This is a genomic window from Aestuariirhabdus litorea (assembly GCF_003864255.1).
Taxonomy (GTDB): domain Bacteria; phylum Pseudomonadota; class Gammaproteobacteria; order Pseudomonadales; family Aestuariirhabdaceae; genus Aestuariirhabdus; species Aestuariirhabdus litorea.
The window spans coordinates 335,700-350,981 of the sequence record NZ_QWEZ01000002.1; the positions used below are offsets into that span (position 1 = coordinate 335,700).

Annotated in this window: 12 protein-coding genes; 3 read left to right on the forward strand and 9 right to left on the reverse strand. The window is 61.8% G+C overall.

What is annotated here, in order from left to right:
* Positions 1-15 precede the first annotated feature (15 nt).
* Positions 16-2,199, reverse strand: coding sequence for a DNA helicase II (gene uvrD, locus D0544_RS11585; protein WP_125016313.1), 2,184 nt, complete (start codon positions 2,197-2,199; stop codon positions 16-18).
* Between the two features lie 148 nt (positions 2,200-2,347).
* Between uvrD and D0544_RS11590 the strand changes: the two genes are divergently transcribed.
* Positions 2,348-5,182, forward strand: a complete 2,835-nt coding sequence (locus D0544_RS11590) for a putative bifunctional diguanylate cyclase/phosphodiesterase (RefSeq protein ID WP_164880914.1) — start codon at positions 2,348-2,350, stop codon at positions 5,180-5,182.
* A gap of 1 nt (position 5,183) precedes the next feature.
* Here D0544_RS11590 and phoR read toward each other — a convergent pair whose 3' ends face one another.
* From phoR to D0544_RS11610, 4 genes are all read right to left on the reverse strand, one after another.
* On the reverse strand, positions 5,184-6,497 hold the full coding sequence (gene phoR / locus D0544_RS11595; protein ID WP_125016317.1) for a phosphate regulon sensor histidine kinase PhoR: 1,314 nt from the start codon (positions 6,495-6,497) through the stop codon (positions 5,184-5,186).
* 1 nt (position 6,498) lies between these two features.
* On the reverse strand, positions 6,499-7,188 hold the full coding sequence (phoB, locus tag D0544_RS11600) for a phosphate regulon transcriptional regulator PhoB (protein ID WP_125016319.1): 690 nt from the start codon (positions 7,186-7,188) through the stop codon (positions 6,499-6,501).
* A 75-nt stretch (positions 7,189-7,263) separates the two neighbouring features.
* Positions 7,264-8,145 carry a 4-hydroxybenzoate octaprenyltransferase gene (gene ubiA / locus D0544_RS11605; RefSeq protein ID WP_207905922.1) on the reverse strand — a complete coding sequence of 294 codons (882 nt, stop codon included), beginning with the start codon at positions 8,143-8,145 and terminating at the stop codon, positions 7,264-7,266.
* Between the two features lie 81 nt (positions 8,146-8,226).
* Positions 8,227-8,772, reverse strand: coding sequence for a chorismate--pyruvate lyase family protein (locus D0544_RS11610; RefSeq protein WP_125016323.1), 546 nt, complete (start codon positions 8,770-8,772; stop codon positions 8,227-8,229).
* Positions 8,773-8,980: 208 nt separating this feature from the next.
* On the opposite strand from D0544_RS11610, the gene D0544_RS11615 reads away from it, so the two are divergent.
* Together D0544_RS11615 and D0544_RS11620 are read left to right on the forward strand one after the other, a co-directional pair.
* Positions 8,981-9,256 carry an HU family DNA-binding protein gene (locus tag D0544_RS11615; protein ID WP_125016325.1) on the forward strand — a complete coding sequence of 92 codons (276 nt, stop codon included), beginning with the start codon at positions 8,981-8,983 and terminating at the stop codon, positions 9,254-9,256.
* 146 nt (positions 9,257-9,402) lie between these two features.
* Complete coding sequence (locus D0544_RS11620) at positions 9,403-10,197, forward strand: hypothetical protein (protein ID WP_125016327.1); 795 nt, start codon at positions 9,403-9,405, stop codon at positions 10,195-10,197.
* A 19-nt stretch (positions 10,198-10,216) separates the two neighbouring features.
* Here D0544_RS11620 and D0544_RS11625 read toward each other — a convergent pair whose 3' ends face one another.
* The 4 genes from D0544_RS11625 to D0544_RS11640 form a co-directional block, all read right to left on the reverse strand.
* Positions 10,217-10,642 (reverse strand): MarR family winged helix-turn-helix transcriptional regulator, encoded by a 426-nt coding sequence (locus D0544_RS11625; RefSeq protein ID WP_125016329.1) that lies wholly within the window; start codon positions 10,640-10,642, stop codon positions 10,217-10,219.
* A 111-nt stretch (positions 10,643-10,753) separates the two neighbouring features.
* Positions 10,754-12,133, reverse strand: coding sequence for an aminoacyl-tRNA deacylase and HDOD domain-containing protein (locus D0544_RS11630; protein WP_125016331.1), 1,380 nt, complete (start codon positions 12,131-12,133; stop codon positions 10,754-10,756).
* Between the two features lie 126 nt (positions 12,134-12,259).
* On the reverse strand, positions 12,260-14,353 hold the full coding sequence (recG, locus tag D0544_RS11635; protein ID WP_424220785.1) for an ATP-dependent DNA helicase RecG: 2,094 nt from the start codon (positions 14,351-14,353) through the stop codon (positions 12,260-12,262).
* Positions 14,350-15,273, reverse strand: coding sequence for a hydrogen peroxide-inducible genes activator (locus D0544_RS11640; RefSeq protein ID WP_125016333.1), 924 nt, complete (start codon positions 15,271-15,273; stop codon positions 14,350-14,352). Before D0544_RS11640 ends, recG begins: the two co-directional genes overlap by 4 nt.
* Between the last annotated feature and the right edge of the window lie 9 nt (positions 15,274-15,282).

A 15,282-nucleotide genomic window follows, 5' to 3' on the forward strand; every position in this document is an offset into this window, starting at 1 on the left:
GGTTAATGGCTGCGGCTAAAGCGCCTGCAGCTTGGCATAGGAGAGCACCAACCATTTGGTGCCCTCGGTATCAAAATTGACCTGCACCCGTGCCTGCGCGCCCTGACCTTCGTAGTTGAGGATCACCCCTTCACCAAACAGCTTGTGCAATACCCGCTGCCCGAGGGCGAAACCGCCCTCCGGTACGTCACGGGCCGCACTGGAAAAAAGTCCCTGGCTAACCGGGCGGGAGATACGGGCATTAAGCCGCACCTCCTGGATCAGCTCGCGGGGTATCTCGCCGATAAACCGTGAGGGCGCGTTCAGGGTTTCACTGCCGTGCAGGCGACGGGACTCGGCGTAGCAGAGGTAGAGGCGCTGCATGGCCCGGGTAATACCCACGTAACAGAGCCGACGCTCCTCCTCCAGGCCATTACCCGACTCCAGCGACATCTTGTGGGGGAACAGGCCCTCTTCGACGCCGCTCATAAAGACCAGCGGAAACTCGAGTCCCTTGGCCGAATGCAGGGTCATCAGCTGCACGCTCTCCTCGTAGCGATCGGCCTGGTTATCCCCCGCTTCCAGGGCGGCGTGGTCGAGAAATACCGCCAGCGGAGAGGCAGCCAACTCCTGCTCCTGGTCATGATAGGGTGACTCCTCAGGGTCGAACTGGCGGGTGGCACTGACCAGCTCCTCGAGGTTTTCCACCCGCGCCTGGCCCCGCTCCCCCTTCTCCTTGCGATGAAAGTCGATCAGGCCCGTGGCGGCAATCACATGGTCCACCAGCTCGTGCAGAGCCAGGTTGGCGCAGCGCACTTCGAGCTCATCCAGCAGCCCCATAAAATCGGCCACGGCGCCACAGGCCCTGGCAGGCAGCCGCCGCTGCTCGACCGCCAACCGACAGGCTTGCCACAGCGATACTCCCTGCTCACGCGCGCAATCCCGCAGTAACTGCACGCTGCGCTCGCCGATGCCTCGGGTGGGCACATTGATCACCCGCTCCAGCGAGGCATCATCGTCGCGTTGGTTCAACAGCCGCAGGTAAGCGAGGGCGTTTTTGATCTCGGCACGATCGAAAAAGCGCTGGCCACCGTAAATGCGGTAGGGCACCGCGGCTCGGATCAGCGCCTCCTCCAGTACCCGCGATTGCGCGTTGGAGCGGTAAAGTATGGCCACATCGCTACGGCTGTAGCCCTGTTCCAGCCACTCCTGGATACGATCCACAATAAAGCGCGCTTCATCATGCTCATTAAAACCGGCATAAAGCTGGATCGGCTCTCCCTCGTCACCCTCGGTCCAGAGCTCCTTGCCCAGGCGATCCGTATTGTGACGAATCAGCTCGTTGGCTGCCCTCAGGATGGTGGAGGTGGAGCGATAGTTCTGCTCGAGGCGAATGGTTTCGACGCCGGCAAAATCCTCGTCGAAGCGGCGGATGTTTTCGATGCGGGCCCCCCGCCAGCCATAGATTGACTGGTCGTCGTCCCCTACCGCCATGACCTGCCCATGTTCACCCGCCAGCAGGCGCAGCCAGGCGTACTGGATGGCGTTGGTATCCTGGAACTCATCCACCAGCAGGTGGGAGAAGCGGCGCTGGTAGTGCTCACGGATCGGGCGCTGGTCACGCAGCAACTCGTGGGCCCGCAGCAGCAACTCGGCAAAGTCCACCATGCCGCCCCGCTGGCAGGCCTGTTCGTAGCGTTCGTACACACGCACCATGGTCTGGGTAAAGAGGTCGCCATGGGTTTCAATGTGTTGCGGGCGTAGACCCTCATCTTTTTGCCCGTTGATAAACCATTGCACCTGCCGGGGAGGCCAGCGGGAGTCGTCCAGTTCCAGCTCTTTACAGATCCGTTTGATCAGTCGCAGCTGGTCGTCGCTATCGAGGATCTGGAAGTTGTCGGGCAGCCCGGCATCGCGCCAATGGGCACGCAGCAGCCGGTGGGCCAGGCTGTGAAAGGTACCCACCCACAGCCCCTGCAGTGCACTGCCCCAGAGGGCTTCAATACGCGCCCGCATCTCCGCCGCCGCCTTGTTGGTAAAGGTCACCGCCATGATGCTGTAGGGGGACTCCCCCTGACTCACCAGCCAGGCAACCCGATTCACCAGCACCCGGGTTTTACCGCTGCCGGCCCCTGCCAACACCAGGTAGTTGCCGGGCTTTGCGGTCACCGCACGTTGCTGGGCATCGTTAAGGGACGCCACTTGTTGAGTTACGTTCATCCGTATCCTGCTGTGCGCACGCGGCTTGCTGCGCTGTGGTTAGATGGGGTTAAATGGAGGCTGGAACCGTTCAGAAGCCCATAATAACAAAAGCCAGCGCCGCAGGCTCTTCGCCGGGCAGACTGTAACCCAACCACTCGGGACCACCATGATCGATGCGATCCGGCGACTGCTGCCACGGTTAGGCAACAACGCAACCCCGGATGACAGTAACATGCGCCAACGGACGGCCGACCAGACCCATTTCCAGCTGCAGCGACTGCACCAACTGCACCGCACCCTGCCGTGGCTGGTCACCTTTGGCTCGTTACTGGCGACGGCCTTCCTATGGCCGGTCCTGAACGCTTATCACCTACTGCTCGGTGGAGTCTGGCTGGCCTTGTTAATGCTGGGGCGCTACAACCTCGCATTGCGCTTTCGCTATCGCCGTGAGCGCGCGCTGGGCCATTGGCCCCTGATCTCCTGCCTGCCCGCGCTGCTGGGGGGAGCCACCATCGCCCTGGCGTTCGTTTCACTGCTGCCCCAGTTGAGCCTGCCGCTCACGGGGGTGTGCTACCTGCTACTGCTGGCGGCGCTGCTGAGCGCTATGCTCTTTTATGCCATATTCCCCCCCGCGTTCCTGAGCTTTGCAGGCGCTGCCGTCCTGCCGCTGTGCACAGAACTCTTGTGGCAAGGGGGTAACTACGCGCAGCTGGCAACCCTCGGGTTGTTGCTGAGCCTGGCCCTGCTCACCTACGGTAACCTCTGTGCCAATCACTACCTGCTGAGCCGCTACCAGCTTCAGCAGCGTCATGACCGTCTCCAGCTCAAACTGCAACACACCCAGCGGGAGCTGGCGCTCAGCCACCCTGAGCGTCCGGCTGCTGTCGAGCCTGCCGTGGGTTCAAGCCCCGACCCAGCCCACAACGCCCGCCTGGCACGACAGCTCAGCGACGCGCGCCAGGGCATTCAGGCCGCCGAACAGCGCCTGGCCATGGTGCTTGAGGCCAACGAACTGAGCCTGTGGGAGTGGGACCTGAGCCAGGACCGCTTTATCCAACCTCAGGCGCTGGAGATGCTGGGCCAGCGCTTCGATGGCCAGCAGGGTTTTATCGGCAGCCTCAAGCCCCTGCTCGAGGAAGCGGACCTGCTGCGCCTCAAGGAGGCGATGCAGCATTACCTTAACGGCAACAGCCTGGAGTACCGTGTCCAGTTCCGCGCCCGCCACCAAAACGGCCAGTGGCTGTGGCTGGAAGACAGGGGCCAGGCCAGCGCCTGGGATGCTCAGGGCAGAATTACCCGCATTGCCGGTACCCGCCGGGAGATCACCCTGCAGAAAAAACAGCAGGCGGAGAGCGACCTCTTCCGCCGCCTGTGTTCCCTCAGTCACCAGTCGATCTGCCTGCTCGACCACCAGCTCCGCATCCAGCTCCCCAACCCCAGTTTCTGCGAGCTGACCGGCTACTCCTACGAGGAGCTGATCGGCCGCCCCATCGACCAGATCTCCCGCCAGCAGCCCGCTCTCTTTTATCAGGAGGTCACGGACCAGCTGCAGCAGAAGGGGTTCTGGAGCGGGGAAATACTGGAGTATCGCAAGGATGGTCACCCCTACCCGGTGGCGGCCAACTTCTCCCGCGTAACTGACGCCAGCGGTCTTAACCCTTACTTCCTGGCCATCTTCAACGACCTCTCTGACCAGCAGCGGACCGAGCACCGGCTTCACTACCTGGCCAGCTTCGATAGCCTGACCGGCCTGGTCAACCGCGAACAGTTCCTGCGTCGCCTCAGCAAGGCCACCCAGGCTGGCAAAACCCTGAACCTGATACTGCTTAACCTCGACCGCTTCAAGCAGATCAATGAATCGCTCGGCCACGAGGTGGGGGATCAACTGCTGGTGCATTTTTCCCGGCGCCTGCGCACCCACGCCCGGGACGCCGAGCTGATTGCCCGTACCGGCAGCGACGAGTTTGCCCTCCTGCTACCGGGCGAGACCGGCCTCGGCAGTCTGATGCGCATCTGCGAACGCCTGCTGCGCAAAACCGGGCGCGACTACCGGGTCGCCAGCCACGACCTGACCCTGACCCTCAGCGCCGGCGTCTGCCGTTTTCCCCAGCAGGTGCGCACCGCACGCGCCCTGTTGCAGGGCGCCTCACGGGCGCTGATTGAAGCCAAGAAGTTTGCCGGCAATCATTACCACCTCTACACCGACGAGCTGGCGGACAAGGACGCCACCCAACCGCTGCTGGAGGGGGCGCTGCGCAAAGCGGTCGCCAACCGCGAGTTTGAAGTCTATTACCAGCCCAAGCTGCACCTGGCCAGCGGCACCATCCGTGGCGTCGAAGCGCTGGTACGCTGGCAACATCCACAGCTGGGACTGGTGGAGCCCGAGCGTTTTATCTATCTCGCCGAGGAGAATGGCCTGATCGGCGCTATTGGCGAGCAGGTGCTGGAGCAGGCCTGCCAGCAGGCCCGTGAGTGGCTCAATGATGGCATCGAGATTCGTGTAGCGGTCAACCTCTCTGCCCAGCAGCTTAAACAGGGGGACGGTGCAGCGGTGATCGAAAGGACCCTTAAACGCACCGGGCTGCCCCATCACCTACTGGAGCTGGAACTCACCGAAAGCATCCTGCTTGAGGAAAATAGCCGGATCAGCAGTACCATTCACCGCATTCGCGAGCTGGGGGTGGGCATCAGCATTGACGATTTCGGCACCGGCTACGCCTCCCTCAGTTACCTGCGCCGATTCCCGGTCAGCGCACTCAAGATCGACCGCAGCTTCATCAGCGGCATCCCCGACAGCGACAGTGACTGCGCCCTGGCTCGAGCGATCATCGCCATGGCACTCAGCCTCGACTTGCGGGTCGTGGCCGAAGGGGTGGAGCTGCCGCAGCAGGCGGAGTTTCTGCGTCGCTTTGCCTGCGACGAGATTCAGGGCTACCTGGTCAGCAAGCCGGTGTGTGCCCGTGAACTGACCGAGCAGCTGGGGCAACCGGTCAGCTTCTAGCTCAGGCGCTTTCCACCACTGGCACGCAGGACTGCAGCCGAAAATGACAGCTGAAGGTACTGCCTTTTCCCGGCGCGCTCCGCACAGACAGCACCCCACCATGGCGCAGCAGCACATGCTTGACGATCGCCAACCCCAGGCCGGTGCCACCGGTTGCCATGGAGCGGCTGGTATCCACCCGATAGAAGCGCTCGGTGAGGCGGGGGATATGCACCGGATCGATGCCGATGCCCTCGTCACGCACCGCCAGGTGGGCCCCCTTGCTGTCCTGCCACCAGCGAACCTCGATGGTACCGGGAGAGGGGGTGTACTTGACGGCATTGATGACGAGGTTGGAAAAGGCACTGAACAGCTCCGGCTCCTGCCCCATTAACATCGCCCCAGCTTCGCACTCCAGCACAATGCGAGAGGGGATATCGACCAGCTCCCCCGCCTCCTCCACGATTTTCTGTAGCAGCGGGTAGATCGCTACTTTACGCGGTTCCGAGCTTTCGTCACTGTTCTCAAGGCGCGACAGCAACAGCAGATCGGTCACCAGGTTGCCCATGCGCTCGGTCTGCTGTTGCATCTGTTTCAGCGCCCTCGACCAGGTAGCAGGCACCCCATCGGGGTGGGTTTGCAGAGTCTCGAGGTAGCCGCGGATCACGGTCAGGGGCGTACGCAGCTCATGGGAGACATTGGCCACCAAATCCTTGCGCATCTGCTCCAGCTGGTAGAGGCGGGACACATCGCGCACCACCAGTAGCCGCTCTCCCTGGCCAAAGCGGGTAATCAGGTATTGGAGTCGAACCCGGTCGTTAAGCGGGGAGCGCAGCTCCAGCGGCTCCCGGTAATCCCCCTGCACAAAGTAGCGCGCAAAACGGGGGTCGCGAATCAGGTTGGTCACCCGCTGCCCACGGTCACCGGGAAAGCGCAACCCCAGCAGGGACTCCGCGGCTTCATTCCACCAGTCAAGGGACTGACGGCTATCCACCATCACCACCGCATCACGCAGGGCCGCCGTCGAATCCTGAATGCGCTGGATTATCGAGCGCAGCCGCTCCTGATCCTGCTGGTCGCGGCGCTGCAGGCGGTAAAGGGCATCGAACAGGTCACCCCAGATGCCGACGCTCTCGGGCGGAGGGCTGCGTTCCTCATCAAAGACGTTCACCCAGTGCAGGATTCGCATCAGGTTGCGTAGCATCCAACCCAGATAGATCGCTGTCACCAGCAGCAGGCTCCAGCCATAGGCGCCGGTGAGCGCCCCCAGGGCCAGCCCCGCAACCACCAGCCAGGCAAGGTTCCCCATCAGACGCCTTTGCCAATTGCGCTTCATCTCAGCCCCTGACAGAGAAACGGTAGCCCGTGCCACGTACGGTTTGGACCAGCGATTCATAGCGGCTGCCCAGGGCCTTGCGCAGGCGCCGTATATGCACATCGACGGTACGCTCTTCCACATACACATTGCCGCCCCAGACCTGGTCGAGCAGCTGTCCGCGGGTATAGGCCCGTTCCTGATGGGTCATGAAAAACTTCAGCAATCGAAACTCGGTGGGGCCCATCTCCGCAGCGGCACCGTCGATGCTTACCCGGTGGCTGACGGGGTCGAGCTCAAGCCCATCCACCACAATCGCCTCTTGCGGCTCATGGAGCTGGCTGCGGCGCAATACCGCTTTCAGGCGCGCCACCAGTTCACGGGTGGAAAAGGGTTTAGTGATGTAGTCGTCGGCACCGCTCTCCAGCCCCTGGATGGTGTTGTCCTCGTCCGCCTTGGCCGTCAGCAGGATGATTGGCAGCGACTGGGTGAGCGGATCTCGCTTCAGCCGTCGCGCCAGTTCGATGCCGGTGGTTCCCGGCATCATCCAGTCGAGCAGTACCAGGTCGGGGCTGTGATCGACGATCAGCACCTGGGCCTGCTGGGCGTTCTCCGCCTCGAGGGTTTGAAAGCCAGCAATCTCCAGCGCTACCGCAATCATCTCGCGAATCGCAGCCTCGTCGTCGACAATCAATATGGTGTGTTCTGTCATGGCCGTACCTGTTCCTTGCAAGCGCCCAGGCACTATTAGAACGGGGCTTTGTTACAAAGGCATTACAGCGTGATATCAGAGGCTCCGCAAGGCGTAGTCGGCGGCCAGCCCTGCAAAAATCACCAACCCGACCCAGTGGTTATTGAGAAAGGCGCGGAAACAGGCCTCCCGCTGACGGTCCCGGGTTAACCGGTACTGGTAGGCGAACAGGGCGGCGGCCGCCCCCAGTGCCGCGTAGAAGGGGGCCCCTAACTCCAGCCGGGCAGCCACCATCACCAGCACCAGCAGACTGAAACCCTGCAGGATCAGGATCATCAGGTTATCCGCCTCCCCAAACAGAATGGCGGTCGATTTGATGCCCGCCTTGAGGTCATCGTCCCGATCCACCATCGCGTACTGGGTGTCGTAGGCCACGATCCACAGTAAGGTGGCGATGTAGATCAGGCCCGCCACCGGCGTCACCTCTCCACTCTGGGCCGCACTGGCCATGGGAATCGACCAGGCAAAGGCGGCGCCCAGCACCACCTGGGGCAGGTGGGTGTAGCGCTTCATAAAGGGATAACAGGCCGCCAGTACCAGGCCGCCGACCGATAGCAGGATGGTCAGGCGGTTGGTAAACAGCACCAGCACAAAGGCCAGCGCCACCATGATGGCAAACAGCAGCAGGGCTTCGTGGGGCTGGATGCGCCCGGTCGCCAACGGACGCTCGCGGGTGCGCTCCACCAGCCCATCAAAGTTCCGGTCGGCGTAGTCATTGATGACACAGCCCGCGCTGCGCATCAGTACCGTCCCGGTCACAAAGATCAACAGCAGGTCCAGGCGGGGCAGCCCTTCGGCCGCAACCCATAAAGCCCACAGGGTAGGCCACAGCAGCAGGTAGATGCCGATCGGTTTATTGAGTCGGGTCAGCGCAATAAAGTCGGGAAGGCGGGGAAAACGCTCCAGGATCCAAGGCATCATAACAGGGACGGTATCTGGCCAAAGGGGGTCAAGGTGATGACCGCAGTCTAGGGTCTCACCTGGCTGATTGCAACGCGGCTACTCGAACAGTGAGGGCAGGAACACCTCGCACACGGAAAGCGGTCGATGGTCAAGGAAAAACAGCGAGCGCCGCCCCCAGGCCACCTGCTCCTCATATTCGCTGGGAAGGTGAGCGTTCAGCTGGTTAACCGGTAGCGGGGCGATTTCGATCTCGCCGCGCTCCATCGCCGGATTGCTGAAAAGGTAGGCCCCCAGCGGCTTGGTGTTGAGGCGCAGCAGACAACGGTTGGGGCCTACCAGGGTGGAGTGGGGCAGCACACTGCGGGCAAACACCCGGGGCACGCCATCCCCCAGCAACAGCACCTCCCTGATGTTGGCAAACTCCCTCTGCCCGATTCCCAGGCAACGACGCTCCGAGGGTGTCGGCCGCGCCCATTGCTGGCGAATCAGTTGCACGGAAAATTTGCCGGGATAGCGACGCATCAAACGCTGGGTCAACGACCCCCTGTCCAACAACCACTCGCGCCAAGGCTCAGGCAGATCGGATTTGAGCATCTGGCTTTGTGGACGCCACTGATTGGCATAAAGAGTGGTAAGGGGCAAGGGACTACCGGGTTAAGAGAGGCCAATGGTATAGCCGTTCCCCAGGCCGGGGTCGGGCGCGCTAGGCGGCGAATTGTAACACAACCGCCCCAAACCCCCAGTAGCCGGCCCCCTTCCCTAAAAAAGACTTCACTTTTGCTGATACGACTGCTTAGATATATGACCAAACAATAACAAACAGCACTACCGATGACACCTTGGGGGACTCATGCGTAAACCAGAATTAGTAGCAGCCATTGCCGAGCAAGCGGACCTGACCAAAGAGCAGGCCGGTGAAGCTCTTACCGCCATTCTTGACCAGATCAGCGACGCCCTGAGCCGCAGCGAGAGCGTCAGCCTGGTGGGCTTTGGCACCTTTACCCAGCGCCACCGCGGTGCCCGCATGGGTAAAAACCCGCAAACCGGCGAAGCGATCCAGATCAAGGCCAGCAACACCGTTGCCTTCAAGCCCGGCAAATCCCTCCGCGACAGCATCAACGGCTGACCTTCCCTGGCCCTGGGTTGCACGCTATGCAATCCAGGGCAAAAGCCCGACATCTCGACAACAGGCGATAGACGCTCGTTTGTGACAACGCCTGCTTACTGGCTACATTAGTAGAGACTGCGCTGAAAAAACGATGAGGTCTCACTGTGCTCAAAACCATTCTGCTGGTCTCAGGTTTACTGCTTTCGCTTAACAGCCTGGCTACCAACACACCCCGCGAGCTCGCCGAACAAAGCGTACAACTCTCCGGTATGGAGCTGTTCTTGCAACAGGCACCGGTTATGCTGGGCCGTCTTCTGCAGGCCCAGCAAACCCGTACCGATGAAGAGAAGGCCCTGCTTAAAAAAGCCAGTGACCGCCTGCAGCAGCAACTGCAGCTCGACCCGCTTCGGACGCAACTGGTTAACGCACTGATGCAGGGGGATCGCCCCGACTATCTGCAGCAGATGAACTCGGCCCTGAGTTCGCCCCTGGCGAACGCCATGAACGAAAAGGAGAAGCAGGCGGGCAGTGCCGATGGTCGCCAGCGGCTCAATGAGTACCGGGAGAAGGTCAAACTCAATCCCCCCCGCGGCGTCCGCGTAGAGCTTGTCCAACGACTCGACAAAGCCTCACGCACCTCTGACATCAGTGTACTGCTGCGCACCGAGCTGATGCGTTCGATCCAGCAGGCCGCCGATCTACTCACCCAGCGGCCAGCCGGCAGCCGGGAAGAGGAGGGCGCCCGGGATCAACAGCTGCACGAGCAACTTGAGGCGCGAACCCGACAGCAGGTCGAGAGTTTTTTCCTTTACGCTTACCGGCAGGTTCCCACCCGCCAGCTTGAGCAATACGTGCAGCTGTACGAAGCAGAACCGACCCAGTGGTTTGTGGAGCAGTGCATTGCCGCCATCAAGGCGTTCTTTAAAACCCAGCGGGCCACCTTTGCAGACACCCCCTAGGCTACCTGCCCGTTAGGGCTCAGGAGGTTTTGATGGTCGTCAGGTAGTGGAGTATCTCGCAGAACTGGTCCACTGCCTCGGCACCAAAGCGCTCTTCAAACAGCTGGTTGTTGGTGCGTATCACGGGCTTCACCTGCTCCAGCGCCTTACGTCCGCTGTCACTGAGGTGAAGGGAGAAAGCACGACGGTCCTCAAGGCTCCGACGTTTCTCGATCATCGACTTTCGGCACAACCGCTCTACCATACCGGTGATGGCCGAGGTATCCAGCTGCAGACCGGCGGCCAACTCCTTCTGCTGGCAACCGTCGTTTTTTTCCAAAAACAGCAACGCCGCCACCTGGGCACCGGTAACCCCTGCAGTCTTCAGCATGGTTTTGTCGATGTACAGCTTAAGCTGGTGCTGCGCCAGGTTCAGCAGCTGGTAGACCCGTCTTTCCTGTTCCATTGCACTCTGTATGGCAGCCCTGTGAACTCCGATGATCCCCCAAAGGTCTGTGCCGTGGCAAGTTTTCAACGCGACCAGGGTCTTCAGGCTCCCCCGTCGCGCAAGCCCGCCTTAATGGCCAAACACATGGGCCATCTGCTCGATCTCCCCGCGGCGCTGTGCCAGCTCGGCGACCGTCGCGCGTGCCTGTTCAGGATCCAGGTTAAGCTCCTCAAACATCTCTGCGGGCACCTCCTCGGCTGGCCCGTCACCCAGCTCCTGCTCTCGCAGCAAGCGCAGTGTCACGTACAGCAGGCGAGCGTAGTTGGCATACTTGCCTGAGTATCGGGGCTCATTCTGAAAGCGCAACGCCACCACCACCTCTTCCGGCATCCCCCACAGCTCCATCAACCAGCCCGCCATCTGCTCCCGGCAAATGCCCAGGTGGTGACGCTCAACCTCCACATGGCTGGCGTGGGGGTTGGCCTCAAGGTGACGGCAGATCACCGAAAAGTGTGGCGGAAAGACATGAGACAACACCAGATAGCCGAAGTTATGCAACAGTCCTGACAGATAGCAGAGCCCCTTTTCCGGGCGGCTTGCCCGGGGAATCAGAGAACTCAATGCGTCAATGGCAGTGGCGCAGTAGGCCGACTGGACCCAGTAGGGGGTGTGCCCCTCGGGCATATCCTTCGGTAGCGCCAGCGACTTGCCGAGCGCCAGGCCGATCGCTAGGTTGACCACCAGGTCAAAGCCCAGCACACGGATAATCGCATCCTCAATCGACTTGATCTTGCCGGGAGCGGCGTAGTAGGGGGACGCCGCCCAGCTGACGACTTGCGCTGCCAGGCTAGGATCCTCCTCCACGACTTCGGTCAGATCCTCGATCTCGGCATCGGGATTAACCCGCAGTTTGATAATGCGCTGTGCGGTCCGCGGCAGAGGCGGTATCTCGACGGTCTCCTCCAGGCGTTGCTTGATCCGCAAGGTAGTGAAGTTTTTGACGGCTGCGGAGATCTCTGCAACGTCCTGGTCAAGGTAACTCATAACCGGTTCCTGTGGTTGTACTGAAATAGTCGCATCTAGCGGGGTCGCTTCACGCAGGATACGGCGAAACTCGTCCTGGGTCAGCTGTAGCAGATTGCTTTCAGCGCCCGATTCCATCATCAGCTCGGCCTGCTCGTAGAGCGCACTGTCGACGATGGTGGGTATGCCGGTCAGCTGGGGTAGGCCCGTCAATGCATCCAGACCATGTTCCTGGCAAATGGACCTTAACTCGGAGCAAGGGGTCGCCCTCAGGGAACGACCCAGCAATTTTTCCAGCTTGCCAAGATCGATCAGGTGGTCCGCAGGGAAGAGCACCTGCAGGCGACCAATTTCGTCCTCGAGCATCACCACCACGACATGGCTGGCCCCGCAGCGCCCCTGGCCGGCCACCAGGCGCGGCACACTGGTAACATTGTAGGCGATGGCCTGGTTATCCAGTAACTGTTTTACCTTGCTGGGTATCACTCGATTGTATCCTGTTGTCCGTTAATCAATGTTGCTAACTATAGCCAATGGCCTCAACCCTACCTTGGGCGGTGGCGTTTTTTTAACATCCCATTGCTGCATGTCACTCTATTTGTTGTCGGCCCTTTAGGCCTGTCCATACTGTTCTCGCGCCCCCAACCAGCGCTGGATCAACGACCCGGCATTGTTATCCAGGCCGCGCGCCTGCAGCCAGCGCGCCGCCGCCTGTACCGGCTCCAGCAGGGCCGCATCCCGTTGCAGATCGGCAATGCGATATTGCACCAACCCGGTCTGCCGAGCCCCCAGCAGTTCACCCGGTCCCCGCAGTTGCAGGTCTTTCTCCGCAATGACAAAACCGTCGCTGGACTCACGCATGATACCCAACCGCTCGCGCCCCATCTGTGAGAGCGGTGCGCGGTAAAGCAATACGCAGTAGCTGCGGGTCGCGCCCCGGCCAACCCGGCCACGCAACTGGTGCAGCTGGGCCAGTCCAAGCCGCTCCGGGTTCTCGATGATCATCAGGCTGGCATTGGGCACATCCACCCCCACCTCAATAACCGTGGTGGCCACCAGCAACTGTACGCCGCCCGCCTTGAAGGCGTCCATCACCGCGGCCTTTTCCGCCGCTTTCATACGCCCATGCACCAGCCCGACCCGGAACTCCGGCAACAGGGCGCTGAGGGTCTCAGCTGTCGCCTGGGCCGCCTGGCACTGCAACACCTCCGACTCCTCCACCAAAGTGCAGACCCAGTAGGCCTGGCGCCCCTCGCGGCAGCCCTTGCGTACCCGGTCGATCACCTCCGGGCGACGTTCCTCCGGGATCGCCACCGTTTCCACCGGCGTGCGCCCCGGGGGTAACTCATCGATCACCGAGCAATCAAGGTCAGCGTATGCACTCATCGCCAGGGTCCGGGGAATGGGGGTAGCGGTCATGATCAGCTGGTGCGGCTGATAACCGTCCTGCTCTCCCTTGGCTTTCAGCGCCAGCCGCTGGTGCACGCCAAAGCGGTGCTGTTCATCGATGATCACCAGCGCCAAGCGCTGAAACCGAACCTCCTCCTGGAACAGTGCATGGGTGCCTACCACCAGCCCCGCCTGGCCCTGCTCCGCAAGCGCCAGCTGCTCGCGCCGTTCACGCACCCCCTGTTTGCCCGCCAGCCAAGCCACCTGAATACCCAGCGGCTGCAGCCAGTCACTCAGGGTGCGGTAGTGCTGCTCCGCCAGAATCTCCGTAGGCGCCATCATGGCCACCTGCCCCCCGCAGGCCAGTGACCGCAAGGCGGCCAGGGCGGCCACCAGGGTCTTTCCGGAGCCCACATCCCCCTGCACCAGCCGCAGCATGGGGCGCGGCTGCTCGAGGTCCGCATCAATCTCCTCAAGGACTCGTCGCTGGGCCGCGGTTGGGGAGAAGGGCAGGCGGGCCAGTAACGCTTCGCGCAGAGTCTCGCCCCCCTGCAGGGGGTGAGCCTGCAACGCCTGGATACGTTGCCGGAGCTGCAACAGGCTCAGCTGGTGGGCCAACAGCTCCTCAAAGATCAGACGCCGCTGGGCGGGATGCTGCCCCTCCAGCAGCTGCTGTTGAGAGACCTCGGGGGGCGGTCGGTGCAGCAGCAACACCGCATCCTGCAGGGCCATCAGCCCATGCTCCGCCAGCAACTCGGGGGGGAGCCACTCCTGCAGCCCTCCCTCCTGCTCAAGCAACCGCAAGGCCTGCTCGACCAGCCCCCGCAAGCGGTTCTGGTGCAGCCCCTCAGTGACGGGATAGATGGGCGTCAGGTAGGCCTCAACCGGCGCCTCCATCCCCTCCTGCAAACGGCTGTACTCGGGATGAAATAGCTCCAGTCCCGAGCTGCCCCGTCGCACCTCACCGTAACAGCGTAGGCGGGTACCTACTGCCAGCCCCTGTTTCTGAGCCGCGCTGAAGTGGAAAAAACGCAGAGTGACCGTGCCGCTGCCATCCTGCAACCGACACACCAGGCTACGGCGACGCCCCATCACAATATCGGCGGCCTTTACCTCACCCTCGATCACTGCATCCTGTCCCAACTGCAAGCCACCGATCGCTGTGACCCGGGTGCGATCCTGGTAACGCAAGGGCAGGTGAAACAGCAGATCCTGCAGACTGAAGATCTGCAAGCGTGCCAGCTTCTCCGCCACCTGGGGGCCCACCCCCTTGAGTTCGCTAACCGGGCGTTGGCTCACCCCCTCACGGGCACTCACGCCGCTGGCTTTTCCATAATGCTGCAATGGCGTATGGCGTCAGCCAGCAGGTCGATCGCCTTGGGCCGGGGGAAACTGGCACGCCAGGCGATCGCCACGGTGCGGAAGGGTACCGGGGCCTCAAAGGGCCGCGTCTCCAGCATGCCGGGGGTGTAGGAGCGGTCACCGGCCGCCGACATGGGCAACACCGTCATCCCCATCCCGGAGGCCACCATGTGACGCAGGGTTTCCAGTGATCCCCCCTCCACATCGGTACGCAGCTTGTTATCGCGAGCCGTCATCGAGCTGAGCCCCGGACAAGCCTCAAGGACCTGGTCACGAAAACAGTGCCCCTCCCCCAGCAACAGCAGCTCGTTTTCGCACAACTGCGATCGGCGGATACTCTCCTGTTGACTCAGCGGGTGCTGGCAGGGCATCAGTACGGTAAAGGGCTCATCGTAAAGGGCTTTGGTGAGCACATCGGGTTCGGTAAAGGGCAGGGCGATAATGATTGCGTCCAGCTCACCATTGCGCAGCTTCTGCCGCAGAACGGCGGTAAAGTTCTCTTCGATGTAGAGCGGCATGGCCGGTGCCAGGCGCCGGATCTGGGGAATCAGGTGGGGGAAAAGGTAGGGGCCGATGGTGTAGATCGCCCCCACCCGCAGGGTAGTGCTGAGCTGATCCTTGCCAGCGCTGGCGATCTCGCGCACCGCCGCGGCCTCCTCGAGTACCTTCTGCGCCTGCTTGACTACCTGTTCCCCCAGGGGGGTGACCTGCACCGAGCTTTTGGTGCGCTCAAAGATGGAGATCCCCAGCTCTGCCTCCAGCTTCTTCACCCCCACACTGAGGGTAGGCTGGCTGACGAAACAGCGTTCGGCCGCGCGGCCAAAGTGCTGTTCACGGGCAAGGGTGACTATGTAGCGAAGTTCGGTCAGTGTCATGATTAAGAA